Origin of the sequence: Paenibacillus ottowii (genome assembly GCF_050516475.1) — a bacterium.
GTDB classification, from domain to species: Bacteria; Bacillota; Bacilli; order Paenibacillales; family Paenibacillaceae; genus Paenibacillus; species Paenibacillus ottowii.
Genome location: NZ_CP191577.1, coordinates 547,334 through 572,881 on the forward strand (window position 1 = coordinate 547,334; position 25,548 = coordinate 572,881).

A 25,548-nucleotide genomic window follows, 5' to 3' on the forward strand; every position below is an offset into this window, starting at 1 on the left:
ATACCTAAATATGTCGAAAAGAAATCTTTTCAAAAAAATTACCTGAATTTAGGATACGAATTGTCCGAAAAAAGAAGGAATTCGAAATGCTGTGTGGAATGTATACACCAAGTCCTATTTGGAAAAAGGTGGTGAAACACACATGCAGATTACGGATGTTAGACTCCGCCGAGTGAACTCAGAAGGCAGAATGAAGGCGATTGCATCCATTACAATTGATAACGAGTTTGTTGTTCATGACATCCGAGTTATCGACGGTAATAATGGGATGTTCGTAGCTATGCCAAGCAAACGGACCCCTGACGGAGAGTTTCGCGATATCGCTCACCCGATATCCTCAGGAACTCGTGAAAAGATCCAAGCTGCTGTATTGACTGAGTACGAACGTGCAGCTGTGGATGAAGAAGTTGCTATTGAAGAAGGCGCTTAATCCGCCTAAAGCAGGATTGGGGTACAAAAGAAAAAGAGAGCCACTAACTGTGGCTCTCTTTTCTTTTTGCCTGGAATGAGATATATTCTTTAGTGAGTTAACAGTCAGTTTTAAGGCAACTTGGAGCCATCCGGGCTGCCGAAGCGGCTTTTTCATAAGACAGGGACTGGGTAGCGATGTGTCCCGGGGATGAACGTCCAGCACAAGCTGGCCTGAAAAAATAGCCATTAACCAAAGGTTCACCGTTATTTTTCAGGAGGATTGTGAAAAGTTAAGCAAAATCTGATCTGGGAATTAACGTTTTAGCCAAGGGGTAACTGTTATTTTCAGGATAGGAGGTTGGACTTGTTGGAAAGGTTGGCAGTCATTCTTGCCGCAGGGCAGGGAAAACGTATGAAATCCAAATTATATAAAGTTCTGCATCCGGTGTGCGGAAAACCGATGGTCGGACATGTGCTCGACACGGTTCGTGAAATCGGTGTGTCCCGAAGTGTAGTCGTCGTGGGTCACGGTGCAGAGGCGGTACAGTCTTATCTGGGACCGTCGGCAGAATATGCGCTTCAGGCAGAGCAACTGGGAACGGGCCATGCTGTCAAGCAAGCCAAGGATCTGCTGGGTCAGGAACAGGGCACCACAATTGTCATTTGCGGGGATACCCCGTTGATCACAGCAGAAACGCTGGAAGGTTTGGTGCAACTGCACGAAAGCCGCAGAGCGGCTGCAACGATTCTGACCGCTGAGTTGGACGACCCCAAAGGATACGGACGAGTTATCCGTGATACTTCCGGGGCCGTGCTTAAGATTGTGGAACAGAAGGATTGTTCTCCAGAGGAAGATGCTGTCCGTGAGATTAACACAGGCACCTATTGCTTTGACAATGCAAAGTTATTTGCAGCGCTGGACAAGGTGACGAATACTAATGCGCAGCAGGAATACTACCTGACAGATGTCATTGGTATTTTGCATGGTGAAGGTGAGCAGGTTGAGGCGTATTTGACAGATGACGTGTCGGAATCTATTGGTGTAAACGACAGAGTTGCTTTGTCGGTTGCTGAAGGTTATATGCGCGAGCGCATCGTTCGCAAACATATGCTGAATGGTGTCACTGTCATTGATCCGTCTTCAACCTACATCGGGAGTGATGTTGTCATTGGTTCCGATACAGTATTGTACCCGAACACATGGCTACATGGTCAAACACAAATCGGTGAAGATTGTGTGATTGGTCCGCAGGCAGAGATTCAGAATACGATTATCCACTCAGGAGCAACAGTGAAACATTCGGTGTTGAACGAAGCGGAAGTGGGTAGCAGTACATCTGTAGGGCCGTTTGCTTACCTGCGTCCAGGCGCGAAGCTTGGCGAGCATGTGAAGATTGGTGATTTTGTAGAGGTGAAAAATGCGACCATTGGAGATCATTCCAAGGTGTCTCATCTGAGCTATGTCGGTGATGCCAAGGTAGGTACAAACGTAAATATTGGCTGCGGGGCAATAACGGTCAATTACGATGGATATAATAAATCCATTACAGAAATTGAAGACGATGCCTTTATTGGCAGCAATGTGAATCTGATCGCCCCGATTAAGATTGGAAAAGGTGCTTATGTTGTCGCAGGCTCCACTGTAACACATGCCGTCCCTGATAACGACCTGGCCATTGCCAGACCACGTCAAGAGAATAAAGCCGGATATGCGGACAAGATCCGCGCGCGTGCCAAAGCGAAGAAAAAAAGATCGGAATGACCTTAATCAGCAAGCTGTTGAATCTGTAATGAATGAACCAGCACGGAGGGTTTCTATTAATGACTTATTGCGATTCCAAACTCAAAATATTTACTTGTAACTCCAATCCGAAGTTAGCCCACCAGATTGCGGACTACATCGGAATCCCAATGGGGGAATCCCATACCACATCGTTTAGTGACGGTGAAATTCAGGTTAAGCTGTCGGAAAGTGTTCGCGGCTGCCATGTGTATGTCGTACAGTCCACTTGTCTGCCAGTTAATGACAACTTGATGGAATTATTGGTTATGATTGATGCACTTAAACGCGCTTCTGCCAAAAGTATCAATGTTGTTATGCCATATTACGGTTATGCTCGCCAGGATCGTAAGGCTCGTTCACGTGATCCGATCACAGCGAAGCTTGTTGCTAATCTGATTGAAAAGGCGGGGGCTCACCGCGTAATCAGTATGGATTTGCATGCGATGCAGATTCAGGGATTCTTCGATATTCCAGTCGATCATATGCTGGGAGCGCCAATTCTGGCCCAATATTTCCGTTCCAAGCAAATTGAGAACCCGATTGTCGTTTCACCCGATCATGGCGGGGTGGTTCGTGCGCGCAAGCTGGCGGACTTCCTGAGTGCGCCGCTCGCTATTATTGATAAGCGTCGTCCAGAGCCAAATGTCAGTGAAGTGATGAATATCATCGGGAACATTGAGGGGAAAACGGCTATTTTAATTGATGATATCATTGATACAGCCGGAACGATTGTATTGGGTGCAAATGCACTTAAAGAAGGCGGCGTAAAAGATGTGTATGCATGTTGTACACATGCCGTGCTGTCTGGTCCTGCGATGGAAAGACTGGAGAATTCGCCATTAAAAGAGGTGGTTGTGACGGATACAATCCCGATCGTTCACCCAAATCCGACAAGCAAGCTGAAGGTACTGTCTGTGGCTCCATTAATGGGAGAAGCCATCATCCGTGTGCATGAAGAATTGTCGATCAGCAAACTGTTTGAAATCGAATAAGCGCTGGCTCATTTAAAAAAGGGGTTGCTTTTTCCATATGGAAAAGGTAACCCCTATCAGCATGTCAGGCTAAAAGCCTGGGCGAGATATGAATGTAAAGCGTTGACGATTGTATAGTGTGTCCTCTATTTCGACGAAATGCTCATTAAAACGTGCAATGATGCCAATTTGGACATGTTCATTCCCGTCATAAATTTGGACAGGAACGGAATGTTTTAAATGATATAGAAAATGGCTGTCATATAAGAGGATATCACCTTGATTGAGCATATCGGCACGCACCTTCCTGTTCAATACAACTATTTTACCAAAAAATCAAGACTTCGAAAGAGGGTGTCAAGGTTAATGAAGTGGATTGTAGGATTGGGCAACCCTGGTCCCCAATACGAGAAAACGAGACATAATGTCGGATTTATGGCCTTAGATGCTCTGGCCTCGCGTCATAATATTCAGATTACCCAAAGTAAATGTAAGGCTTTGATTGGTGAAGGCCACATTGGTGGCGTAAAAACGGTATTGATTAAGCCTATGACATATATGAATCTCTCAGGCGAGTCTCTGCGTGCTTATATGGACTACTATAAGGCCAATATGGAAGATCTGATCGTCGTATACGATGATCTGGATACAGAGGTCGGTAAAATAAGACTGCGTTATCAAGGTAGCGCAGGCGGTCATAATGGCATTAAATCGATCATTCAGCATACAGGGACGCAGTCCTTTAATCGGATTCGTATGGGCATTTCTCGCCCAGAGCCTGGATATGCTATTGTCGATTATGTTCTGGGCACCTTTCCTAAGAAGGAAAAGGAACTGTTGACTGGAATGATAGAAGATACGTGCAACGCTTTAGAATACAGTCTGAATCATCCGTTTGAGCGGACGATGGCTGAATTCAACAAGTAAGCTCTGATGTAGGTAGACGGGCTTAAATGGAAGATTGTTGGACATACTGAAAGGTATAGAAAACTTTCAGGAGGCATATACATTACATGGTTGTTAATTATGTATGCAGACATTGTCGAACTTTCTTGGGGCGAATTGACTCCGCAGCAATAACCGAAGAAAGGTTGGGCTTCCATTCCTTGACCCCTGCTGAACGTAGAGATATAATAGCGTATAATTCGGGTGGTGAAGTGACCGTTAAGGTCATTTGCGAGCACTGCAGTCAGGCACTGGAAAATAATCCAGAGCTGAGTCTGCTCGTAAACCCGCTCCAATAACAGGTATTCAACTGGTCTGATGTACCAGATTGAGAGGTGAAGCGGTAATTCCGCTTATGGAGCCTTGGCAGCATTGCTGAGGCTTCTTTTTCGGTTTACATGTTACTATTTATAAGCATAAAGGGGTGCCTTTTTTGTTACAAGCACTTATTCAGGCTTTTACGAAGGATGCTGATTATGCATCCATTGCGGCAGGTATATCCTCAGGCATGAAGGAACAGCTGATATCAGGCTTGTCAGGCTCTTCAAGACAGGTACTGATGGCCGCACTTGCTGCAGATACCGGACGACCGTTAATGGTCATGACACACAATATGTTTGCCGCTCAAAAAATAGCAGATGATTTGCAGGAAGCGCTTTCTCCTGATCAAGTGTTATTGTATCCTGCTAACGAGTTGGTAGCTGCTGAAGCAGCCATATCCAGTCCAGAGACATTATCTCAACGAATTGATGTATTGATCCGATGCGCCCAGGGTTTTCGTGGGATTGTTGTCGTGCCGTTTTCTGGAGTACGGCGTCTATTACCAATCCCGGAAACATGGCGTGAGGCTCGTATTGATCTAAAAGAGGGAGAAACGATTCAGCTAGAAGCGTTTTTGCTGCATATGGTTGAGATGGGATATCAGCGTGTAGAGCGTGTGGAATCTCGTGGGGAGATGAGTGTACGCGGGGGAATTGTTGATTTTTATCCAATGACGACCCGTTGGGGCTATCGTGTGGAGTTGTTTGACGATGAAATTGACTCCATCCGTATGTTTGATCCGCAAGACCAGCGTTCCATTGAAAAGGTACAGGAAGTTACTGTAACGCCATGTAAGGAAATTATTGCAAACCACCAGCGTATGGACCAGGCTGCAGATGCCGCTGCTATATTGTTGGGGGAACAACTGGACAAAATGACAGATCGTCAGGCTAAGCAGCATTTGAAAGAGGAAATTCATCGCGAAATTGAGCTGCTGCGGGAGCATGTGTATTTTGACGAAATCTATAAATATATCTCCTTGCTGTATCCTGAACGTAAAACCTTGGCAGATTATATGCCGGAAGATACGATTCTGATCATTGATGAGCCAGCGCGGATGCTGGAAACAGCCAGACAGCTGGAGCGGGATGAGTCTGAGTGGAATCTGCATTTGCTTCAAAACGGTAAAACTCTACCACAACTGGAGCTATCGGATGACTCGGATAACCTGTTGTATAACCGGAGATTTCAAACGCTGTTTCTGTCGATCTTCCTTCGCCAGGTTCCGCATACCCAGCCGCAAAACATTTTGAATTTCATCTGCCGGGGCATGCAGGATTTTCACGGTCAAATGAATGTACTCAAGGCAGAGATGGATCGCTGGCGCAAGGCAGGCACACAGGTTATGATGCTGGCGAGTGGAGACGAACGTCTGGACCGGATGCGGCGAGTGCTTCAAGACTACGGTATTGATGAGCCAACCATGGCAATTGGTAATTTGCAAAGTGGTTTTGAGATGCCGTCCATTCACCTGGCGGTGATTACCGAGGGTGAGATGTTCTCCCAGAAACAGCGGAAGGCACGTAAGCAGGGCCGACATGTAGACAACGCAGAGCGGATTAAGAGCTATAGCGAGCTGAAGGTGGGCGATTATGTCGTACACCAAAATCACGGGATCGGGAAGTACATGGGAATCGGCACGCTGGAGGTTGGCGGTATCCATAAGGATTACATGCATGTCCTCTATGCGGGCGGGGATAAGCTGTCTGTACCGATTGAACAAATTGATCTGATTCAGAAGTATGTGGGCTCAGAGGATAAGGAACCCAAGATTTACAAACTGGGTGGCAATGAGTGGACGCGTGTTAAAAGCAAGGTCCGCAGCTCGGTTCAGGACATTGCGGATGATTTGATCAAGCTATATGCGGAAAGACAGTCAGCACCAGGGTTTGCCTTTGAAAAGGATTCGCCGGAGCAGCAGGAATTTGAAGATATGTTCCCGTATGATGAGACACGTGACCAGATTCGGGCCATTGAAGAAATTAAGAAGGACATGGAGCAGAGTCGTCCGATGGATCGTTTGCTGTGCGGCGATGTAGGCTACGGCAAGACGGAAGTGGCTATTCGTGCTGCCTTTAAGTCTGCCATTGAGGGCAAACAAGTGGCTGTACTGGTACCGACGACGATTTTGGCACAACAGCATTATGAGACATTCCGTGAGCGTTTTTCCGGGTATCCGTTCAATATTCAGGTATTGAGCCGTTTCCGCTCGCGCAAAGAGCAGAATGAGACGACCAAGGGGGTTCGACAAGGTACGGTTGATATTGTCATTGGTACTCACCGTCTACTTTCGCAGGATCTGGTGTTTAAGGATCTGGGGCTGCTCATTGTTGATGAAGAGCAACGTTTTGGTGTAACGCACAAAGAAAAGCTGAAAAAACTGAAAACGAATGTAGACGTGTTGACACTAACGGCAACGCCTATTCCGCGTACGCTGCATATGTCCATGCTGGGGGTACGTGATTTGTCAGTCATTGAGACGCCACCGGAAAATCGTTTTCCAGTGCAGACGTATGTCGTTGAGCATAGCCAGACTCTCGTTCGTGAGGCGATTGAACGTGAAATGGCACGCGGAGGACAGGTGTACTATCTGTATAATCGCGTGCAGGGCATTCAGGAGATGGCCGCCGAGATCAATGCGCTTGTCCCAGACGCCAAGGTAGGCGTAGGTCACGGACAGATGTCTGAAACGGAACTGGAAAAGACCATTTTGGATTTCCTGGATGGTGAATATGATGTGCTGGTGAGCACAAGCATTATCGAAACTGGTGTGGATATCCCCAATGTGAATACACTCATCGTGCATGATGCCGATAAAATGGGGCTATCCCAGCTGTATCAGCTGCGCGGGCGTGTAGGTCGTTCCAATCGGATTGCCTATGCTTATTTCACGTACCAGCGAGATAAGGTGCTTACAGAGGTGGCGGAGAAACGGCTTCAGTCTATCAAAGAATTTACGGAGTTGGGCTCCGGGTTCAAGATTGCGATGCGCGATTTGTCCATCCGCGGGGCGGGGAACTTACTTGGCGCCGAGCAGCATGGATTCATCGCATCCGTCGGTTTTGATCTTTACTCGCAAATGCTTGCTGAGGAAATCAATAAGCGTAAAGTCAGTGTGCTTGGAGAAGAGGACCAATCCAATCGGAATTGGAGTACATCGATTGATTTGGGTGTCGATGCTTACCTCCCTGGAGACTATATCTATGACAGCATCCAGAAGATTGAGATTTATAAAAAGGTTGCAGCGGTCAGCACCTTTGACGAGGCTTCCGAACTGGAGGACGAACTGGTCGATCGATTTGGCGATCTGCCAGAGGCGGTTCGTCATTTGCTTGCTGTGGCTCGTCTTAAAGTATATGGACGGATGTATGGAATCGAGTCCATTGTACAGCGGGATGACAATATCGTGCTGAAATTCCATGAAGGACGCCAGCAGGCGGTTCAGACTGCCAAACTTGCCGAGATTGGCAATCGCTTTGAAAGACGTGTACAATTTGAACAGGGCACATCTATGAGCGCACGCATAAAGGGCAAAGGTCTAGATGATCCACAGTTGTTAGAACTGCTGGAGCAATTTTTGAGTGCATTGAAGGAAGCATTCACATTGAAGGAGGAACTGCAAAATGCCACAACTAAATAAAAGAAAGCCTTGGAGAATGCTCTCCTTGGGCATGGCAGCGTTGCTGGCTATATCGGTGCTGGCAGCATGTACGAAGCAAGCAGATGAAAGTAAGGTCAAGGACGAGCCGAAGGACAACAGCAAGGTTGTCGTGACCTATAAGGGTGGAACGATTACCGAAAATGAGTTCAACCAAGAAATCAGCATGATGAAATTCCTGTACCCGGAATATGAGGCTGCTTTAGCTTCTGATCAGGTACGGGAGCAAATTGTAAAGCAGGAAGTAGTGTACAAGCTATTGGCAGCCAAGGCGGACGACAAGGCCAAGGAAGAGGGCGCCAAACAAGGAAACGAGCAGTTGGAGCAGTATAAAAAGTCAGTCGGTGAAGATAAGTTCAAGAAATTTCTAAGTGATCAGAAGCTGACTGAACAAGGTGTGAAAGATTACTTCACGCGCGTAATGACGGTAATTAACAGCGAGACCAACAAAGTAACGGATGAGCAGCTGAAACAGGAATTTGAGAAAAATAAAGATCAGTTCACGACAGCAACTGTGCGTCATGTATTGATTAATTTCGAAGATCCAAAAGCAAAGAAACAGCGCACAAAAGAGGCTACTCTCAAGCTGGCCAAAGAAGTAAAGGCAAAGCTGGACGCTGGAGCGGATTTTGCAACGATTGCCAAGAAGTATTCGGAAGACCCAGGTTCCGCATCTAATGGGGGGCTGTATGAGAATGCATCCGTAGCACAATGGGTACCTGCTTTTAAACAGGCTGCCGAGACTCAACCGATTAACAAAATTGGTGACCCTGTGGAAACAGAATACGGATATCACATCATCAAAGTGGAGTCCCGGAATGAGCCAACATTTGATAAATTGAAGGACAACGAAAAGGCTGCCCTGAAAAATAAACTGGCTGGGGAAAGTATTCAAAACTTTTCCGAAAATGATTTAACGAAGCTTGACCTGAAAATCAATTTGCCGAAGGCACCTGCTACGAAAGAAAACAGTGGTGCAACATCCGGTGCAGGCAGTACAACTACACCGAGCGGAACAACAAGCGGTACGAGCGATAGTAAAGCTGGAACAGCCAAAGATGGAGCTGCAAGCGAAGGTAAATAACTGAACATGCATAAGGAATTGGGAACAGATGAATACTATGGTCAGATATCACCATAAACACCATGACCGCGACGTTCTTCGTGACCGCTTCTGGGGGAGTGGAAGCGTCTTTCGATACCGTCAGTAGTTTACTAAATTCTTCTTGAGAAAGTGGGGCAACATGTGAAATGAAAGCTACTGGTATAGTTCGCCGTATTGATGACCTTGGGCGGGTAGTTATTCCAAAGGAAATTCGCCGCACCTTGAGAATTCGTGAAGGAGATCCGCTTGAGATTTTTGTGGATCGTGACGGAGAAGTCATTTTGAAAAAGTATTCACCTATTGGTGAACTTGGTGATTTCGCCAAAGAATATGCTGAGTCCCTGTTTGAAAGCACAGGCCATATTACGATGATTACCGATCGTGATACCATTATTACGGTGGCTGGAGGCTCGAAAAAAGAGTTTCTGGACAAGCAGATCGGCAGCATTATCGAAAGTAGCATGGATAATCGCAAAACTGTGCTGGAGACAGCCAGTGGCTCTTATGAGCTAACGCGAGACCACGAAGAAACACTCTCGTCCTTTGTGACGGCTCCCATTGTTTCGGGTGGTGATCCCATTGGTGCTGTTATATTGTTGAACAAGGATGAAAGTGTAAAAATGTCCGAAATGGAGGTCAAGATGGCTGAAACAGCCGCTGGCTTCCTGGGCAAACAAATGGAACAGTAACACTCCGTTTCACCCCTGTATGACGTAAAGAATGGTCAAAGCCGTTCAACGTTGTACAGGGTTTTTTTCTTTCCGGAAGAAGAGACGGTATAATAGGACTCGTAAAAATGCTTATTCCAGGTGGGAGTGGAGACGGAGAATGCAAGAGAATCGCGCCGCTTCGCGGCTGCTACGGGGCGCTGTCATTTTGACACTGGCAGCAGTAGTGAGCAAGCTGATCGGTACATTGCAAAAAATCCCGCTGCAAAATATTGGCGGCGACGGCGTGTTTGGCATTTATAATACGGTGTATCCTTTTTATACGCTGTTCATTACCATTGCAGCGGCTGGTTTCCCGGCGGCCGTATCCAAATTTGTAGCTGAGTACGAGGCCGTAGGAAACCGGACAGCGGGGCAACGTGTTGCCCGGCTGTCTTCGCTTGTATTGGGCGTTTTTGGATTAATTCTAGGGCTGCTAATGTATACGTGTGCACCACTAATCGGCCAGTGGATTGACAATGCCCATGTCATTCCTTCGGTGAGGGCGGCGGCAGTTGCCTTTTTATTCGTGCCGGTGATGGCGGGACTCAGAGGCTATTTTCAAGGCTTACAAAATATGATCCCGACAGCTGTCTCCCAAGTGACGGAGCAGGCGATAAGGGTAAGCGTGATGATCGTATTGCTGCTGTTTATGCTGTCACAAGGGGCAGGGGCGGATATGATTGCCGCTGGAGCAGTGTTTGGTTCAGCAGCAGGTGGAGCAGCAGGGCTGATTGTCATGCTATTGTATTGGCGAGGGCACCGAAGGAGGCTTGAACGGCAAGGAATGATCGTGGCGACAGTGCAGGCACAGACTGATGAGCTTCAACTTGCAGAAAGCAACGGTGCTTTGCTAAAGGCACTGCTGCGTTATGCCTTGCCTGTGTGCCTTGGAGCGCTAGCCGTACCGCTAATTAATCTGGTAGATACATTTACCGTCCCTCGCTTGTTAAAGCAGGAGGGTTTGGACGATACTGCGGTTATGGTGGCATTCGGCGTGTATAACCGAGGGCTTCCGCTAGTACAGCTGGTCATGATGTTGGCCACCACATTGTCGGCACTGTTCATACCCTCGCTGGCTGAGGCTCGGGTGACCGGTGGTACGGAGCTGGCACGTCGTCAGTGCGAGCAATCGCTGCGCTGGTTTTGGCTGCTGGGACTAGCCGCCGCGACAGGTCTGATCGTACTGGCCGTGCCCGTCAATGTGATGCTGTATGCAGACGACACTGGCAGCACGGTGATGCGCTGGATGGCGCTGACCGCCGTAGGCGGTACGCTCAGCATCATCTCGGCTGCGCTGCTGCAAGGGCTTGGCGCGGTTCGCGCGCCGGCTCTAGCGATGCTCGCCGCCGCAGCGGCCAAGGCGCTGCTAAACTGGCTGCTCGTGCCGCAGCTAGGCACGGCTGGCGCCGCCATTGCGGGGGCAGTCGCCTATCTGCTGGCGGCTGTGATCAACATCGCGCTGCTAGCCCGCTTGGTGGGGCTGCGCGCGAGCTGGTCCGCCAGTGTGCTCAAACCGGCGGTATTGCTTGTCGCCTTGGCTGTTGCAGCCGGGGCGGCGATGTGGGGCACCAGCGCTGTGCTGGGTGCCCTGGGCTGGGCTGCCGGGGGTCGTGCCACGGCAGCAGCGGAGAGCCTGCTGGGTGTAGCAGCAGGAGCCGTCGTGTTCATGATCGGCCTCGCACGTTTGAGGTTGATCACAGAAGCCGAGCTTGTAGCGGTGCCCAAGCTCGGACGCCCGCTAGCAGCCGTGCTGCACAGACTGCGTGTACTGGCTTAGCCTGGGTTGGCAGCTTGCCACGTGAAGACGCCACAAGCCATTTTATGAGCCTATACCACTTTGTGGTATAGTAAATGCCAAAGCAAAGGAAGCGGGAGCTGGACAGTGCCGGGTGTTTTTTCTGAGCCTGAATCCTGCTTTTGCGGAACGGAGGATTGGATATGAGCGTAACATTAACGGTCGTAGGTCTGGGCTCGGGAGATCCCGATCAGCTTACAATAGGGATATTGAACAAAATGAGGGGGGCTTCAGCGCTCTATCTGCGAACCAAGGAACATCCGGCGGTTCGAGTGCTGAATGAGTTTGAAGTGGCTTTTGAGTCGTTTGATGCGGTGTATGAGACAAAGGATTCTTTTCCAGAGGTGTATGAGGAAATTACCAGTCAATTGATGGAAAAGGCTGCTAAGGCGGCAGACGGAAGCGAAATCGTCTATGCGGTCCCCGGTCACCCGATGGTGGCGGAAGCAGCGGTGCAGTTGCTCAAGGAGCGGTGTCCTGCGCAAGGGATTGAACTAAACATCTTGGGCGGCGAAAGTTTCTTGGATGAAGCTTTTGTGCGTCTTGGTTTTGATCCGATTGAGGGCTTTCAACTGTTGGATGCAGGTACACTGGATGCAAGCTGGCTCCAGCCTCAGTTGCATACGCTGATCGGACAGGTATATGACACCTTTACGGCTTCCGATGTGAAGCTATGCTTGATGGAACGGTATCCTGACGATTATGAGGTGTATGTCGGCCACGCGCTTGGGGTAGAAGGTGAGGAGGCGGTCCACAAGGTGCCGCTATACGAGCTGGATCGAGTAGAGGGCTACGGCAACCTATCCTTGGTATACATACCTCGCAGTGAAGATGAGGCGCTGAAACGGCGTTCTTTTGACCGTCTGCACGAGATTGTCGATATTTTGCGCAGTCCGGAAGGCTGTCCATGGGATCGTGAACAGACACATCAATCGATCCGCAAAAATCTGATCGAGGAAACGTATGAGGTCATTGAAACCATAGATAAGGATGATCCTGAGCATATGAAGGAAGAGCTTGGCGATCTGTTGTTGCAAATTTTGCTGCATTCACAAATGGAGGAGGAAGTTGGAACCTTCAATGTGTATGATGTGATCCAGGGACTGAACGATAAGCTTATTTTCCGTCATCCGCATGTATTCGGTGACAATCAAGCCAATGATGCCGAAGAGGCGCTGCAAAACTGGGAACAAATGAAGGCAGAGGAAAAACGGCTTAAAGGTACGACGGCAGCCCACCCTTCCGTACTAGATGGGGTTCCACGTGATCTGCCTGCTCTTATGAAATCGTACAAGCTCCAGAAGAAAGCAGCTAAAGTAGGCTTTAACTGGGATAGCATTGAAGGCGTATTTGATAAACTGGACGAGGAAGTAGCTGAGCTGAAGGAAGCGGTTCGTGAAGGGCATTCCATGGAAGCTCAGTTGCTGGAGTTGGGCGATGTGTTGTTTGTTGCTGTGAATGCAGCCCGGTTCATGGACGTAGATCCGGAGGAGGCGCTGTCAGCCACTAACCGCAAATTTGTAAGCCGTTTCCAGTATATTGAGCAGAAATTACGCGAGCAGGGACGTCGTCCTGAAGACAGCAGCGTAGACGAGATGGAGACCTACTGGCAGGAAGCGAAAAAGCATTTTGACAGAGATTGATTCCTTAGATTTGATCTTTGGCTGTATAGGCCAGTAAAATGGACATATGCAGGGCTCAAAACACGCCCAACTTGAGCAGACTTGCCAATGGGCAGAGTTTTGTAGTAGGATGTTGGCTTAACTGGGGGTCGAATAAAAAAACGCCTGTTATTGCAGGATTTTTAAGGACAAGCCAGAATAACTTGTAGTAATTCTGAAAATAACTGTATCTTGTAGTTGAACTTGTTACAGTGGTATTCAGGAAGGCTTCGGCCACAGTTGGACCTCACGTCTGCTCCATCTATGGATATGTAGCGTGATGATTATTTTTTGACATTTAGGAGGCTTTTATCTTATGAACAAGACAGATCTGATCAACAATATTTCCAGCAAAAGCGGTTTGAGCAAACGTGACGTTGAAGCTGTATTGAATGGCGTTCTTGGTGAAATTACAGATGCACTTGCTAGTGGCGACAAAGTACAACTGATCGGATTTGGTACTTTCGAAACGCGCAAGCGTTCCAGCCGTACAGGCCGCAATCCACAAACCGGCAACACGATTGAAATTCCAGAATCGACCGTTCCTGCTTTTAAAGCCGGTAATAAGCTTAAAGAAGCCGTTAACTAATGCGTCTTGATAAATTCTTGAAAGTCTCGCGGCTGATTAAGCGTCGTACAGTAGCCAAAGACGTCTCCGAACAAGGGAGAGTGCTGGTGAATGGACGTGAGGCCAAGCCGAGCAGTGCGGTCAAAGTAGGCGATGAAATTACCGTCCAATTTGGCCAGAAGCTGGTGACCGTGCGAGTGGAACGGCTCGCCGACACTACACGCAAGGACGAGGCTGCAAGTATGTACACTTTGGTAAAGGAAGAGCCTATTGCCAGGGACAACGGTTTGAACTGGTAAGCAGGCATCTGATCTTCTCATAATGTTGTACATAGAAGCATTCCTTCATATTTTATGAAGGGATGCTTTTTTCTTTTAAATGATGAGCTAGCGTTTAATATATGCTCGTGAAGAGCCAAAGCAGTTCTAAATCATGCCCTCCCCTTCATAAGCTAAGAACAGAAGGAGGGGTACATGCCATGATTGAACAAGGGAAGTCCAAGCACCATGATTTGCGCATGCAAAGCCGAAAGCAGCTCGACATTTCAGGCGTCAGCAATGTGGAGAGCTTTGACAGTGAAGAGTTTTTGCTTCAGACCGAGCTGGGCCATCTCACCATTCGCGGACAACATTTACATATCAAAAACCTCAGTCTGGAAGAGGGGCTCCTGTCCATTGAAGGTCTGATCAATTCCCTCGTCTACCTAGAGCCTGGGGCCCCGGCCAAAAACGGAAAAAGCCTATTCGGCAAGCTCTTCAAATGAACCCTTACACACAATGGCTGACATTAACGTGGATGCTGTTGTCGGGCATAGCTATGGGAGTGGTATTTGACAGCTACCGGGTGCTGTCAATCCGCTTTCACTTTGCCCGTTGGAGTGTTCATATGTTGGACGTGCTGTATTGGGTGGCCTCGGCTTTGTTTATTTTCCGTGTGCTGTACGCGAGTAATCGCGGTGAGCTGCGGTTTTATGTCTTTTTAGGACTACTTTTGGGGGTTTGGCTCTATTTTTGGGCCTTTAGTGTTACAACCCAACGTTTTGTGGTAATGTTAATAGAGATCGTTCGCAGACTGACGTTAATCGTGAACAGCATACTGCGCATCCTGATTGTTCTTCCGGTGTTAGCGCTGTATCGGCTGTTACGCAAGCTGGTCGGATGGACATGGGCACTTATTGTGCTCCTAGGAAGGATGCTGATATACATCCTGATGCCGATTTGGAAACCGATCTTATGGTTGGTTGGTCCACTTATAGCGCGCTGGAAAACTCCAGATTCGCTCATAAAGCTGGGTATCAGTCTGAAAAATACAGCAAAAAGATGGTTTGGAAGGGGGTAGTATCATGCGTAATTCGTCTGTAGATCGCCATTCATCTCCTACGTCCAAGTCCAATGCGGGCGGACGCAGGCGAATCATGATTTGGTTGCTATCGCTTGCCGCCTTTGGTAGTTGGGCTATATTCACCTTTTTTTCTCAAGGCATGATTATGGCCGATCGGAATGAACAGCTCATCCAGAAGGAAAAACAGAAGCAAGCTGCTACACAAACGGAACAACAGCTTCAAACCGAAGTAAATCGTCTCAAGGACCCTGAATACATCGGAGAAATTGCCAGAAGCAAGTACGGTCTTTACAAACCAGAAGAGACACCCATCATCGGAGATCAAAAATAGGAGCATTATCGGGCCAATGCTTAGTTGACCTTGGTTCCGCCATTTTGTATAATCAAATCACCACAGCGGGATTTTTTTGCAAAAAAATCGGTTGTATATTTTAAGGGAGGATCATTTTATTCTATGGCAATTGAAGTGGGCACCAAGTTAGAGGGCAAAGTGACAGGCATCACGCATTTTGGAGCATTTGTGGATTTGTCTGGAGGTGTCACGGGTCTCGTTCACATCTCGGAAATCGCCGATAACTATGTTAAGGATGTTAACGACCACCTGAAGATTAATGATGTTGTGACGGTGAAAGTCATTAATGTTGACAAAGACGGCAAAATCGGACTTTCCATTAAGCAAACGATTGATAAGCCGGCAAGTGAAGCCCGTCCACCAAGAGCTCCAAGACCGGAGCGTACAGGAGGAACAGGTGGAGGAGACCGTTTTGGCGGCGGAGGTTCTGGTCCAAGTCAGGGACGCGGTGGTGGTTTCAACCGCGATCGTGGAGGCCGATCTTTCAAGCCTGCACCGGGTAAACCTTCATTTGAGGATAAAATGTCACGCTTCCTGAAAGATAGTGAGGAACGCATTTCGTCGCTGAAAAAGAACACCGAAGGTAAACGCGGAGGACGCGGCGCGAAGCGTGTTTAATTCACTTTGACAACCGTATCAACCATACACGGAAAACCGTACAGTCGAAAGACTGCTACGGTTTTTTTGCGTTCTACCGACAAAAGATACGGCAAGCCATGACTGCGGACAATACATTCGGATGACGTTGTATGGACACATTTTTAAAAATTAGTAGTTTCATGAAAAAGGGAAGAAGCATCCTGCTGGAATGTTGGATGTTTTTTTTGTCGTGTGGACATAATCGTCCGACAAACTCCAACGGTTTTCCGTCTATCTTCCGTGCAAATCGCTAGATTTGGTATCAGGATGACCGACATAGAGAGATCGTCCAAAGCGTAGAAAGACACAACTTCCATCTGCTTCCATACGTGCGTAGCTTGGGGTACAGGGATATGGTCTGTCCTTTCGCGCAGAACGTTTTTTTGTCGGAAATTTCTTGGAATAAGCCGTGAGGTTCTGACAAACTTTCTCAATCGTTCCGGTTTAAGATGGGAACATCAAATTGATGAATGGGGTGCCTGACGCATGATGGAGAAATGGAACGTGGTACATTTTCCGGGGTTAAAATCTAGAAAGTCCAAATCCAAAGAGCGTACGGAAGGTTGGTCTTCCAGACTCAAGAAACGGCTCGATTCACATAAAGTGGTGCAATGGGTAACCGCGCAAAGATGGATGCTGCTATTGTCAGCTATGGGAGTTCTACTGGGACGCGCCACTATTTTGGACGAGCTTTCTCCTTTTGCCCTCGCTTATTTTGCGGTCATTACATTCCTTCGGCGTGATCTGATGCTGCCTGTAGCTGTATCCGTTGTGCTAGGCAGCCTATTAGCTCCTTACCCATCGTTATTCATGATTAGTGGTGAGCTAATCGTATTTTATCTCCTGTATCGCGGGCTACGCACCTTCGATCGTCTGGAATTATCTTATGCCCCGCTTATGGTCTTCTTGTCTGTATTTATGGTCAACCTATTTAATGCCGTGATGGCTCCCACTTTTACATGGTATGAGCTTGTCATTGTGGGAACGGATGCGGTGCTCAGTTTTATGCTTACCCTGGTGTTCACACAGGCCATACCGCTATTTACGTATCGTAAGAAGGCAAGCCAGCTCAAAAACGAAGAAATTTTGTGTCTTATTATTCTGTTAGCCTCTGTGATGACGGGAGCAGTAGGATGGACCGTTCATTCACTGTCTATAGATCATGTGCTTTCACGATATTTGGTCTTGGTGTTTGCTCTGGTGGGAGGTGCTTCACTGGGTGCCTCAGTCGGTGTGATTACCGGTTTAATATTAAGCCTGGCCAATATGTCCGCCATTGTGCAGATGAGCCTACTTGCTTTTGCCGGTTTGCTGGCAGGGATGCTGCGTGAAGGGAGGAAAGGTGCAGTGGCCCTTGGTATGCTGCTAGGCTCCTCCATCTTGACGATCTATCTGGATGGGACTGGAGACGTGCTGACATCAACCTGGGAGAGCTGCGCGGCAATCCTATTATTTTTAATGACTCCAAAAAGTTTCTTTAAAGCGGTTTCTACCTACGTCCCGGGTACGCAGGACCACGCCAAGTCCCAGCATGAGTATGCCAAAAGGGTTCGTGATCTCACTGCCGAGCGGGTGACGAAATTTTCCCGTGTATTCAGCCAGCTATCCCGCAGCTTTCATCAAATATCTGCGAGTGAGGGGGCAAAACCGGACGGAGAAATTGAACACTTTATGAATGCGGTGGCGGAAGGAACATGTGCCTCTTGCTTTAAGTGCGAGCAATGCTGGGACGGCAAGTTTATGCAAACCCATCAGTATATGACGGAAATGATGAGTGCCATTGAGGAAAATCCTGATTTGGAGCCGGAGCAGATGCCGCCGCAATGGAGCAAGGCATGTGCCAAAACGGGCGCTGTCCTGCAGGTCATGAAACAGCAGTATAGTCTCTATCAACATAATATGCAGTGGAAGCGCCAAGTATACGATAGTCGTCAGCTTGTTGCTGACCAGCTCTCAGGTGTATCGCAAATTATGGAGGATTTAGCGCGGGAAATTCAGCGGGAAGGGCAGACCATGCATCGGCAGGAGGAGCAAATCCGAGAGGCCCTTGATAGACTGGGCTTATCCATCCAATCCATCGAAATTATTAGTCTGGATGCAGGTCAGGTTGAAATTGAGATTGTCCACGCCTATACAAGGGGATTTGATGAATGCCGGAAAATCATTGCTCCACTGCTATCGGACATACTGGACGAGCATATAGCCGTCATGCGCGAAACGGCGGCAGATCGCCACCAAGGCTTGGCTACAGTTATGTTTGGTTCTGCTAAAACATATGAGATTGCTACAGGAGTAGCTAGTGCTGCCAAAGGAGGCGATTTCTTTTCAGGAGACAGCTACAGCATGATGGAGCTAGGGAATGGAACTTTTGCAGTCTCTTTAAGCGATGGTATGGGGAACGGAGAACGTGCGCAGCAAGAGAGCAGTGCAGCACTGAACATTTTGGAGGAACTACTGCAATCGGGGATGGACGAAAAATTGGCAATCAAGTCGGTTAACTCTGTCCTGATGCTCCGATCACCTGAGGAAATGTATGCTACGGTGGATATGGCGCTCATTGATCAGTACACGGCTAAGACAACCTTTATGAAGATTGGATCTACGCCGAGCTTTATTAAAAGAGGGGAGGAGGTCATTCCTGTATCTGCTAGTAATTTACCAATTGGTATTATACAGGATATCGAAGTTGATTTGGTGTCGCTACAACTCCAACCGGGAGATATTCTTATTATGATTACAGACGGCATATACGATTCACCGGGTTATGCAGTTAATAAAGAAATATGGATGAAGCGCATGATTCAGGAGATTGAAAGTGAGGATCCACAGGAACTGGCTGACTGTTTGCTAGAACGGGTTATTCGATACCAACAAAATCAAATTTATGATGATATGACTGTCGTCGTTAGTAAAATAGATCACTTTCACCCCGAGTGGGCCACACTCCATGTACCTGGTATGAGATGGTTGGAACGTCCACGGACGGTGAGCTAGACCGACATTGCCCGGGAAATTCCTTATTCGGTTTTAAAAATCCGCATCCTTCGTTTGAATCGTTCCGGATTAGGCAAAGATAGAATCTATCGGAATAGATTAAGAGGAAGCGGAGGCCAAAAACGATGAAGCAAATTTTGATCATTACAGATGGATGCTCTAACGTAGGTGTTAGTCCGGTTATGGCGGCTGCCCAGGCTTTGCGGGAGGGAATTACAGTGAACGTCGCCGGAGTTATAGACTATGGAACGATCGGCGAGCTTGGGAGCGCAGAGATTCAAGAGATTGCTAAAGCAGGGGGTGGGTTTAGCCAAATCGTTGGTACGAAGCAGTTAGCGCAAACCATGCAAATGATGACGCGCAAAACGGTGGTTCAAACGATTCAGCAGGCGGTTAATAGAGAGTTAACGCACATTTTAGGTGAGGGCGGTGCCCGGCATATCGGCGAACTGCCTCCAGCCAAACGAGCTCAGGTGGTAGAGGTAATGGATGAACTGACGGAAACAAGCCCTCTGGAAGTTGCTTTGCTCATTGATGCAAGTGCAAGCATGAAGCCTAAGCTGCCTGCTGTAGAGGACAGTATCCGCGATTTAATGCTCAGCTTACAGTCCAGAAGCGGACTCAGTCGCATATCTGTATTTCATTTCCCGGGCGGACGAATGGGAGAAGACGCAGTCATGGATATCGGATGGACTTCTGAGCTGGATCAGATCAAGTCGATATTCGGACGCTTGCGGATGAAAGGAGCGACACCTACAGGACCAGCCATTTTACAAGTGATTGATTATTACCGATATGTTACACTAGGGGAACAGAAAGATCTGGAAGAATCCTATGGCAAAGGAGAAGGGATGCTCGGTGACTACGTCGTCTGATCCCGTTCTTGCACCCGGAACGGTCATCAAGGGCAAATGGAAGCGGAGCAGCTATGTCATCCAGCGCTTGCTGGGCCGGGGAGCGAACGGAACTGTATATTTGGTAAAAGAAGCACAGGCCGATCGGCAATTTGCTCTCAAAATGGGAAGAAACACGCTAGATTTGCAATCGGAGATTAATGTGCTGACCACATTACAGTCTCAAGGGACACAGGCTGCCCTCCAGCGGAATGGAAATCCTTCCTTTTTGTTTGAGGTGGATGATGTAGTGTTACGCAATGGGGAGATTCCCTTTTATGTTATGCGGTATGTTAAGGGAGATCCGCTTCATAAATTTGTGGCAGCCAAAGGGTCGGAATGGTATGGTGTGGCTGGAACTGGCATACTGAATCGTTTGGCCGATCTCCATCAGGCTGGATGGGTGTTTGGCGACCTGAAACCTCAGAATATATTGGTCAATGCCTATGGAGAGGCTGAGTTGATTGATTATGGTGGAGTGTCCCTTGCAGGTCGGAGTGTTAAACAATTTACAGAATGGTACGACAGGGGATTCTGGAATGCGGGTAGTCGAAATGCTGATCCCCAGTACGACCTGTTTGCCTTTGCTCTCCTGACTATTCATATATTGGAGAGCGAATCGCTAAAGGCAGCTGCGAGCAGGCTGCCACAGCTACGTAATACGGCAGAATTGACGGTCATTATCCGTCGCAGCCGTATATTGCGCCCCTACGCCGAATGGCTGCTGGGTGCTGTTCGTGGCGAATATTCCGATACTCGTGTGGCGGCCCGAGCATGGTCGCGTCTGGCTTCCGCACATGTCAGGCAATCGTCTATCAACAGAGGAAATCCACGCTGGCTGGGATATGCTTTTACGGTATCGCTTTTGCTGCTTGCCGGAGCGCTCTGGATTGCGTTAAGGTAGCAGCATGACTTACATAAGATACAGAGGATTATCATTTTTACGGTCGGGAGAAAAGAGGGTCGTGAATGGAAACAACAAAACCGACCGGTGTTGTACAGGAAGTGCTCGCTTTGGCGCGAGAACATTCACTGTGGAGCCCCGGAGACCGCATTGTGGTTGCTGTATCCGGTGGGCCGGATTCGGTGGCCCTTTTGCACATTTTACATGAAATATCCGTTATACATATGTCATTACAACTCGTCTGCGCACATGTCCATCATGGCTTCAGACCAGAGGAATCGGATGCGGAGGCTGAAGAGGTACACAAATTTGCCCGAAAGCTCAATCTTCCATTTGAGATGATTCGAGTTGATGCACCAGCTTATATGAAGCAGAGCGGCAAGGGTCCCCAAGAGGCAGCTCGTGAACTGCGGTACAGCTTCTTACATGAGACGGCTACGAAGTGGGAGGCACAGCATATTGCAATGGCTCACCATGGCGATGATCAAGCTGAAACAGTTCTCTTGCACTTGCTGCGCGGTAGCGGACCTGCGGGTTTGGCGGGTATGCGTTTGGCACGGAAGGAAAAAAATGTGCAACTCATTCGCCCGCTACTTCGTATGTACAAGGCTGACTTGATTGCATATTGCAACTTTTATGGTCTTTCCTATGTGACAGACAGCACTAATTTATCATCTAAATATCGTCGCAATGCTATCCGGATGGATGTGCTCCCTTTTTTGGGGCAATATAATGAGCAACTGACACCGTCCCTGAATCGGTTGGCCGAAACGATGGCTGACGAAAATGATTTTATGGAGGCAGCTACACTGTCGGCATACGAGAAAATGGTGCGTTTCAATAATGGCAGGTACATGTTTTCCATCGCTTCATACCGCCAGCTATCCGTTGCTTTACAACGGAGGTTGATTAAACTAATATTAAATTATCTGCCTTCGGACAGTGGGAATTTTGATTTTCGTAAAATTGAGACCGTTCGACTAAGACTTCTCCAAGAGACATCCTCTACATGGAGCTTGGACTTGGGCGGCGGTGCGGTTGGAGTCCGCGAATATGACCAGGCGGTTTTGTTTGACCGTACGCAAGTCGTTATGGGTGAATGGAGCTATGGACTGAGCGTATTGCCTATTTCCGGTGAGCTTGAGTTGCCTGAAGCAGGGGGTATACTCCGGTGGCGAAGAGCTTCCTATTGGGACGGAAACCGTCCGGCGAATGAGGAAGAAGCGTGGTTCGACGCAGATCAATTAATTCTGCCGTTGACTGTACGTTCGCGATTACCTGGAGATACCATACATGTAATGGGATTAAAGGGAAGAAAAAAGGTTAAAGATATTTTTATTGATGAAAAAATACCTCCTTCAATGCGTTCCGTTATTCCCATCGTCTGCGACCACTCTGGAGCTGTTCTCTGGATTCCGGGCGTACGGCGTTCTGTACATGCTGCGGTGCAAAAGCACACGTCTTCGGTTATATATATGTCATGGCAAAGACGAGAGAGTCCGGGGCACCGGTAATTGCACAGGAACGGCTTTCATAGTATAAACTTAGGAGGTTTACACCGTTGCAAAATGATATTCAGGAAGTATTGATCAGTGAAGAAGAAATCCAGAGTAAAATCAAGGAATTGGGCGCACAGCTTAGCGTGAAATATGAAGGGAAAAATCCATTGGTGATTTGCGTGCTGAAGGGTGCGTTTATTTTTATGGCAGATTTGGTTAAAGCTATTACGGTGCCGTTGGAACTTGATTTCATGGCTGTATCTAGCTATGGAGCATCCACCAAATCATCAGGCGTCGTTAAAATCATCAAAGATTTGGATGCTTCAGTAGAAGGACGCGATGTTCTGATTGTCGAAGATATTATCGACAGTGGTCTGACGCTGACACATTTGATTGAATTGCTCAAGAATCGTAATGCCAATTCGGTATGTGTCGTAACTTTGTTCGACAAGCCTGCGCGCCGGACCGTTAATCTTGAAGCTGACTATACCGGATTTACACTTCCGGATGCGTTTGTTGTCGGCTATGGTCTGGACTATGCCGAGCATTACCGGAACCTCCCATACATAGGGATTTTGAAGCCGGAAATCTACACCAGCTAATCTCAGCCTCCAGTCCTAGGACTAAATAGGGTCCTTTGTTGAGAAGGGCTTACAGGCTATGGTAAAATAACTTAAGTGTCTCGAGAGGAGGTAGGGGATGAATCGGTTCATCCGGAATTCTGGTTTTTATTTGATTCTTTTTTTAGTTGTGGTGGGTATCGTTCAGTTTGTTAGCAACAGTAACGAAGCCTCCGATCTCCCTAGATATGACCAATTACGGCAAGAGGTTAAAGCTAATAACATCTCTAAAGTAACGGTCCAATTTGACGGTTACGCCTATCTTGTAACCGGTGCATATAAGAAGCAGCCGGCTAATGCTAAATCAACCAATTTTTCCGTATACGTTCCGCCAACGGATCAAGCACTAAGTGAACTGGTGAATGCCAGCGAAGCGAACGGGTTTGAATACGTACAGAAGAAAATGGAAGGCGAAAGCATTTGGCTGACATTTTTGACTTCTATTATTCCTTTGGTGATCATGTTCCTGTTGTTTTTCTTCCTGTTTAATCAGGCACAGGGCGGTGGCGGCAAAGTAATGAACTTCGGCAAGAGCAAAGCCCGTCTGTATAACGAAGAGAAGAAGAAGGTTACCTTCGAAGACGTAGCAGGGGCTGACGAAGAGAAGCAAGAGCTTGTCGAAGTCGTAGAATTCTTGAAGGACCCACGTAAGTTCGCAGCTGTGGGCGCTCGTATTCCAAAAGGTGTCCTGTTAGTGGGCCCTCCGGGTACAGGTAAAACACTCTTGGCGAGAGCTGTTGCAGGTGAGGCCGGAGTGCCGTTTTTCAGCATCTCGGGTTCTGACTTTGTAGAAATGTTCGTCGGGGTCGGTGCTTCCCGTGTTCGCGATTTGTTCGAAAATGCGAAGAAGAACGCACCTTGTATCATTTTCATTGATGAAATTGATGCGGTTGGACGTCAACGTGGCGCCGGATTGGGTGGCGGACATGATGAACGTGAGCAAACGCTCAACCAATTGCTCGTAGAGATGGATGGATTCGGCGCAAACGAAGGCATCATCATCGTTGCTGCTACTAACCGTCCGGATATTCTCGATCCGGCCTTGCTTCGTCCGGGACGTTTTGACCGTCAAATTACGGTTGACCGTCCAGATGTTAAAGGTCGCGAAGCGGTATTGCATGTACATGCACGCAACAAACCATTAACGAAGGATGTTAAATTGGACGTTATTGCGAAGCGTACAACAGGCTTTACGGGCGCTGATCTGGAAAATCTGTTGAACGAAGCTGCCTTGCTGGCGGCTCGCCGTAACCGCAGAGATATTTCGATGCGAGAAGTAGATGAAGCGATCGACCGTGTTATCGTAGGTACTGAAAAACGCAGCCGCGTAATCAGTGACCGCGAGAAACGAATTGTTGCTTATCATGAAGCAGGTCATACGATTATCGGTTACTTCCTGGAAAATGCCGATATGGTTCACAAGGTAACCATTATTCCACGTGGACGTGCAGGCGGATATGTCATCATGCTTCCGAAGGAAGACCGCATGCTGACAACAAAGCAGGAATTGCTGGATAAAATCACTGGATTACTGGGTGGACGTGTTTCCGAGGAGCTATTTATTGGTGAGATCGGAACGGGAGCCTATAGTGACTTCCAACAAGCGACAAGCATTGCGCGCAGCATGATCGTAGAATACGGTATGAGTGAGAAGCTCGGTCCAATGCAGTTCGGAACTTCCCAAGGTCAAGTATTCCTTGGACGGGATATCGGTCATGAGCAGAACTACAGTGACCAGATCGCTTATCAGATTGACCAGGAGATGAATCGCTTCATCACTGACTCTTATGAGCGTGCTAAAGAACTCCTGACGAAGTATTCCAAAGAGGTTCACTTGATCGCTCAAACCTTGCTGGAAGAAGAAACTCTGGAGCTTGAACAAATCAAACGTTTGATCGAGACAGGTTCTTTGGACGGCAATACGAATGAGGGAGAAGGAACACCAGAAAACGGTGAGCCTATAATCGACAACATCGGAGATGTCCGTGTACGTATTCAAGGCAAGGATGACGAGCCTAAGAATACAACGGATCAACCGAACGATATCCCTAATCTGCAAAAACCTGAGGATGATAACAATTCAGGCAATTCGGGCGGTACTCCACCGACAACAACCTGATCATCGGATGGATAGCTGAAAAAGCATATATGTAAGCTTCGGGAAACCATATCCTATTGGTTTTCCGAAGCTTTTTTAGATGGAAGATTATTGCTAACGTGATTTGACAGACACAGGAACGTTGTGTACATTTATTGTTAAATAAACGGCTGTCACATACTTGGCTTAAAAGGACAACAGCCGCTGCAATCGACTTTCTATCATTTTGAACATATTCCGTGAGCGCATACTGTACATCTATGGTGTGCGCTATTCTTCT

Annotated in this window: 23 protein-coding genes; 22 read left to right on the forward strand and 1 reads right to left on the reverse strand. The window is 47.8% G+C overall.

All coding sequences use genetic code 11. The features are described from left to right. Positions 1-142 precede the first annotated feature (142 nt). The 3 genes from spoVG to ACQQ6X_RS02465 all read left to right on the forward strand — a co-directional run bounded on the left by spoVG (position 143) and on the right by ACQQ6X_RS02465 (position 3,186). Positions 143-430 (forward strand): septation regulator SpoVG, encoded by a 288-nt coding sequence (gene spoVG / locus ACQQ6X_RS02455; protein WP_007428016.1) that lies wholly within the window; start codon positions 143-145, stop codon positions 428-430. Between the two features lie 345 nt (positions 431-775). Continuing rightward, positions 776-2,173, forward strand: coding sequence for a bifunctional UDP-N-acetylglucosamine diphosphorylase/glucosamine-1-phosphate N-acetyltransferase GlmU (gene glmU / locus ACQQ6X_RS02460; RefSeq protein ID WP_305167909.1), 1,398 nt, complete (start codon positions 776-778; stop codon positions 2,171-2,173). A 59-nt stretch (positions 2,174-2,232) separates the two neighbouring features. Continuing rightward, positions 2,233-3,186 carry a ribose-phosphate diphosphokinase gene (locus ACQQ6X_RS02465; RefSeq protein WP_010349537.1) on the forward strand — a complete coding sequence of 318 codons (954 nt, stop codon included), beginning with the start codon at positions 2,233-2,235 and terminating at the stop codon, positions 3,184-3,186. Between the two features lie 69 nt (positions 3,187-3,255). On the opposite strand, the gene ACQQ6X_RS02470 is transcribed toward ACQQ6X_RS02465, so the two are convergent. Next, positions 3,256-3,456: a hypothetical protein gene (locus ACQQ6X_RS02470; RefSeq protein WP_063208345.1), complete on the reverse strand. Its 201-nt coding sequence runs from the start codon at positions 3,454-3,456 to the stop codon at positions 3,256-3,258. Between the two features lie 75 nt (positions 3,457-3,531). Here ACQQ6X_RS02470 and pth point away from each other — a divergent pair, with 75 nt between their 5' ends. The 19 genes from pth to ftsH all read left to right on the forward strand — a co-directional run bounded on the left by pth (position 3,532) and on the right by ftsH (position 25,289). After that, a complete protein-coding gene (pth, locus tag ACQQ6X_RS02475; protein WP_305167910.1) occupies positions 3,532-4,092 on the forward strand; it encodes an aminoacyl-tRNA hydrolase in 561 nt (186 codons plus the stop codon). A gap of 86 nt (positions 4,093-4,178) precedes the next feature. Further along, a complete protein-coding gene (locus tag ACQQ6X_RS02480) occupies positions 4,179-4,409 on the forward strand; it encodes an anti-sigma-F factor Fin family protein (RefSeq protein WP_007428020.1) in 231 nt (76 codons plus the stop codon). A gap of 134 nt (positions 4,410-4,543) precedes the next feature. Next, entirely contained in the window at positions 4,544-8,071 is a 3,528-nt protein-coding gene (gene mfd, locus ACQQ6X_RS02485) for a transcription-repair coupling factor (protein ID WP_064795718.1), read from the forward strand. After that, on the forward strand, positions 8,055-9,173 hold the full coding sequence (locus ACQQ6X_RS02490; RefSeq protein ID WP_305167911.1) for a peptidylprolyl isomerase: 1,119 nt from the start codon (positions 8,055-8,057) through the stop codon (positions 9,171-9,173). Before mfd ends, ACQQ6X_RS02490 begins: the two co-directional genes overlap by 17 nt. Positions 9,174-9,340: 167 nt before the next feature. After that, positions 9,341-9,883: a stage V sporulation protein T gene (spoVT, locus tag ACQQ6X_RS02495; protein ID WP_305167912.1), complete on the forward strand. Its 543-nt coding sequence runs from the start codon at positions 9,341-9,343 to the stop codon at positions 9,881-9,883. A 139-nt stretch (positions 9,884-10,022) separates the two neighbouring features. Continuing rightward, positions 10,023-11,681, forward strand: coding sequence for a putative polysaccharide biosynthesis protein (locus ACQQ6X_RS02500; protein ID WP_305167913.1), 1,659 nt, complete (start codon positions 10,023-10,025; stop codon positions 11,679-11,681). A gap of 161 nt (positions 11,682-11,842) precedes the next feature. Beyond that, on the forward strand, positions 11,843-13,342 hold the full coding sequence (gene mazG, locus ACQQ6X_RS02505) for a nucleoside triphosphate pyrophosphohydrolase (protein WP_305167914.1): 1,500 nt from the start codon (positions 11,843-11,845) through the stop codon (positions 13,340-13,342). Between the two features lie 334 nt (positions 13,343-13,676). Continuing rightward, entirely contained in the window at positions 13,677-13,949 is a 273-nt protein-coding gene (locus tag ACQQ6X_RS02510; protein WP_007428028.1) for an HU family DNA-binding protein, read from the forward strand. Then, positions 13,949-14,227: an RNA-binding S4 domain-containing protein gene (locus ACQQ6X_RS02515; RefSeq protein ID WP_016818913.1), complete on the forward strand. Its 279-nt coding sequence runs from the start codon at positions 13,949-13,951 to the stop codon at positions 14,225-14,227. The genes ACQQ6X_RS02510 and ACQQ6X_RS02515 overlap by 1 nt, the downstream gene beginning before the upstream one ends. A 179-nt stretch (positions 14,228-14,406) precedes the next feature. Further along, positions 14,407-14,691 carry a sporulation protein YabP gene (gene yabP / locus ACQQ6X_RS02520; protein WP_149034930.1) on the forward strand — a complete coding sequence of 95 codons (285 nt, stop codon included), beginning with the start codon at positions 14,407-14,409 and terminating at the stop codon, positions 14,689-14,691. Then, positions 14,688-15,266, forward strand: a complete 579-nt coding sequence (yabQ, locus tag ACQQ6X_RS02525; protein WP_305167915.1) for a spore cortex biosynthesis protein YabQ — start codon at positions 14,688-14,690, stop codon at positions 15,264-15,266. Before yabP ends, yabQ begins: the two co-directional genes overlap by 4 nt. Positions 15,267-15,270: 4 nt before the next feature. Further along, complete coding sequence (locus ACQQ6X_RS02530; RefSeq protein ID WP_063208365.1) at positions 15,271-15,600, forward strand: FtsB family cell division protein; 330 nt, start codon at positions 15,271-15,273, stop codon at positions 15,598-15,600. A gap of 123 nt (positions 15,601-15,723) precedes the next feature. Then, the gene (locus ACQQ6X_RS02535) at positions 15,724-16,239 is read left to right on the forward strand and encodes a S1 domain-containing RNA-binding protein (RefSeq protein ID WP_063208367.1); all 516 of its coding nucleotides are present in this window, start codon (positions 15,724-15,726) and stop codon (positions 16,237-16,239) included. A 507-nt stretch (positions 16,240-16,746) separates the two neighbouring features. Next, positions 16,747-19,254 carry a stage II sporulation protein E gene (gene spoIIE, locus ACQQ6X_RS02540; protein WP_305167916.1) on the forward strand — a complete coding sequence of 836 codons (2,508 nt, stop codon included), beginning with the start codon at positions 16,747-16,749 and terminating at the stop codon, positions 19,252-19,254. 125 nt (positions 19,255-19,379) lie between these two features. Further along, positions 19,380-20,129: a vWA domain-containing protein gene (locus ACQQ6X_RS02545; protein ID WP_305167917.1), complete on the forward strand. Its 750-nt coding sequence runs from the start codon at positions 19,380-19,382 to the stop codon at positions 20,127-20,129. After that, positions 20,113-21,051 carry a protein kinase domain-containing protein gene (locus tag ACQQ6X_RS02550; RefSeq protein ID WP_305167940.1) on the forward strand — a complete coding sequence of 313 codons (939 nt, stop codon included), beginning with the start codon at positions 20,113-20,115 and terminating at the stop codon, positions 21,049-21,051. Before ACQQ6X_RS02545 ends, ACQQ6X_RS02550 begins: the two co-directional genes overlap by 17 nt. Positions 21,052-21,116: 65 nt before the next feature. Beyond that, positions 21,117-22,565: a tRNA lysidine(34) synthetase TilS gene (gene tilS / locus ACQQ6X_RS02555; protein ID WP_305167918.1), complete on the forward strand. Its 1,449-nt coding sequence runs from the start codon at positions 21,117-21,119 to the stop codon at positions 22,563-22,565. A gap of 47 nt (positions 22,566-22,612) precedes the next feature. Then, positions 22,613-23,152, forward strand: a complete 540-nt coding sequence (gene hpt, locus ACQQ6X_RS02560) for a hypoxanthine phosphoribosyltransferase (protein WP_305167919.1) — start codon at positions 22,613-22,615, stop codon at positions 23,150-23,152. A 97-nt stretch (positions 23,153-23,249) separates the two neighbouring features. Next, positions 23,250-25,289 carry an ATP-dependent zinc metalloprotease FtsH gene (ftsH, locus tag ACQQ6X_RS02565; protein WP_305167920.1) on the forward strand — a complete coding sequence of 680 codons (2,040 nt, stop codon included), beginning with the start codon at positions 23,250-23,252 and terminating at the stop codon, positions 25,287-25,289. Positions 25,290-25,548: the final 259 nt, after the last annotated feature.

Excerpts from the sequence above, each read along its gene's own strand:
- spoVG (WP_007428016.1), top strand. The coding sequence starts at position 143 with ATGCAGATTACGGATGTTAGACTCCGCCGAGTGAACTCAGAAGGCAGA.
- ACQQ6X_RS02465 (WP_010349537.1), top strand. The coding sequence starts at position 2,233 with ATGACTTATTGCGATTCCAAACTCAAAATATTTACTTGTAACTCCAAT.
- ACQQ6X_RS02470 (WP_063208345.1), bottom strand. The coding sequence starts at position 3,456 with ATGCTCAATCAAGGTGATATCCTCTTATATGACAGCCATTTTCTATAT.
- pth (WP_305167910.1), top strand. The coding sequence starts at position 3,532 with ATGAAGTGGATTGTAGGATTGGGCAACCCTGGTCCCCAATACGAGAAA.
- ACQQ6X_RS02480 (WP_007428020.1), top strand. The coding sequence starts at position 4,179 with ATGGTTGTTAATTATGTATGCAGACATTGTCGAACTTTCTTGGGGCGA.
- ACQQ6X_RS02490 (WP_305167911.1), top strand. The coding sequence starts at position 8,055 with ATGCCACAACTAAATAAAAGAAAGCCTTGGAGAATGCTCTCCTTGGGC.
- spoVT (WP_305167912.1), top strand. The coding sequence starts at position 9,341 with ATGAAAGCTACTGGTATAGTTCGCCGTATTGATGACCTTGGGCGGGTA.
- ACQQ6X_RS02500 (WP_305167913.1), top strand. The coding sequence starts at position 10,023 with ATGCAAGAGAATCGCGCCGCTTCGCGGCTGCTACGGGGCGCTGTCATT.
- mazG (WP_305167914.1), top strand. The coding sequence starts at position 11,843 with ATGAGCGTAACATTAACGGTCGTAGGTCTGGGCTCGGGAGATCCCGAT.
- ACQQ6X_RS02510 (WP_007428028.1), top strand. The coding sequence starts at position 13,677 with ATGAACAAGACAGATCTGATCAACAATATTTCCAGCAAAAGCGGTTTG.
- ACQQ6X_RS02515 (WP_016818913.1), top strand. The coding sequence starts at position 13,949 with ATGCGTCTTGATAAATTCTTGAAAGTCTCGCGGCTGATTAAGCGTCGT.
- yabP (WP_149034930.1), top strand. The coding sequence starts at position 14,407 with ATGATTGAACAAGGGAAGTCCAAGCACCATGATTTGCGCATGCAAAGC.
- yabQ (WP_305167915.1), top strand. The coding sequence starts at position 14,688 with ATGAACCCTTACACACAATGGCTGACATTAACGTGGATGCTGTTGTCG.
- ACQQ6X_RS02530 (WP_063208365.1), top strand. The coding sequence starts at position 15,271 with ATGCGTAATTCGTCTGTAGATCGCCATTCATCTCCTACGTCCAAGTCC.
- ACQQ6X_RS02535 (WP_063208367.1), top strand. The coding sequence starts at position 15,724 with ATGGCAATTGAAGTGGGCACCAAGTTAGAGGGCAAAGTGACAGGCATC.
- spoIIE (WP_305167916.1), top strand. The coding sequence starts at position 16,747 with ATGATGGAGAAATGGAACGTGGTACATTTTCCGGGGTTAAAATCTAGA.
- ACQQ6X_RS02545 (WP_305167917.1), top strand. The coding sequence starts at position 19,380 with ATGAAGCAAATTTTGATCATTACAGATGGATGCTCTAACGTAGGTGTT.
- tilS (WP_305167918.1), top strand. The coding sequence starts at position 21,117 with ATGGAAACAACAAAACCGACCGGTGTTGTACAGGAAGTGCTCGCTTTG.
- ftsH (WP_305167920.1), top strand. The coding sequence starts at position 23,250 with ATGAATCGGTTCATCCGGAATTCTGGTTTTTATTTGATTCTTTTTTTA.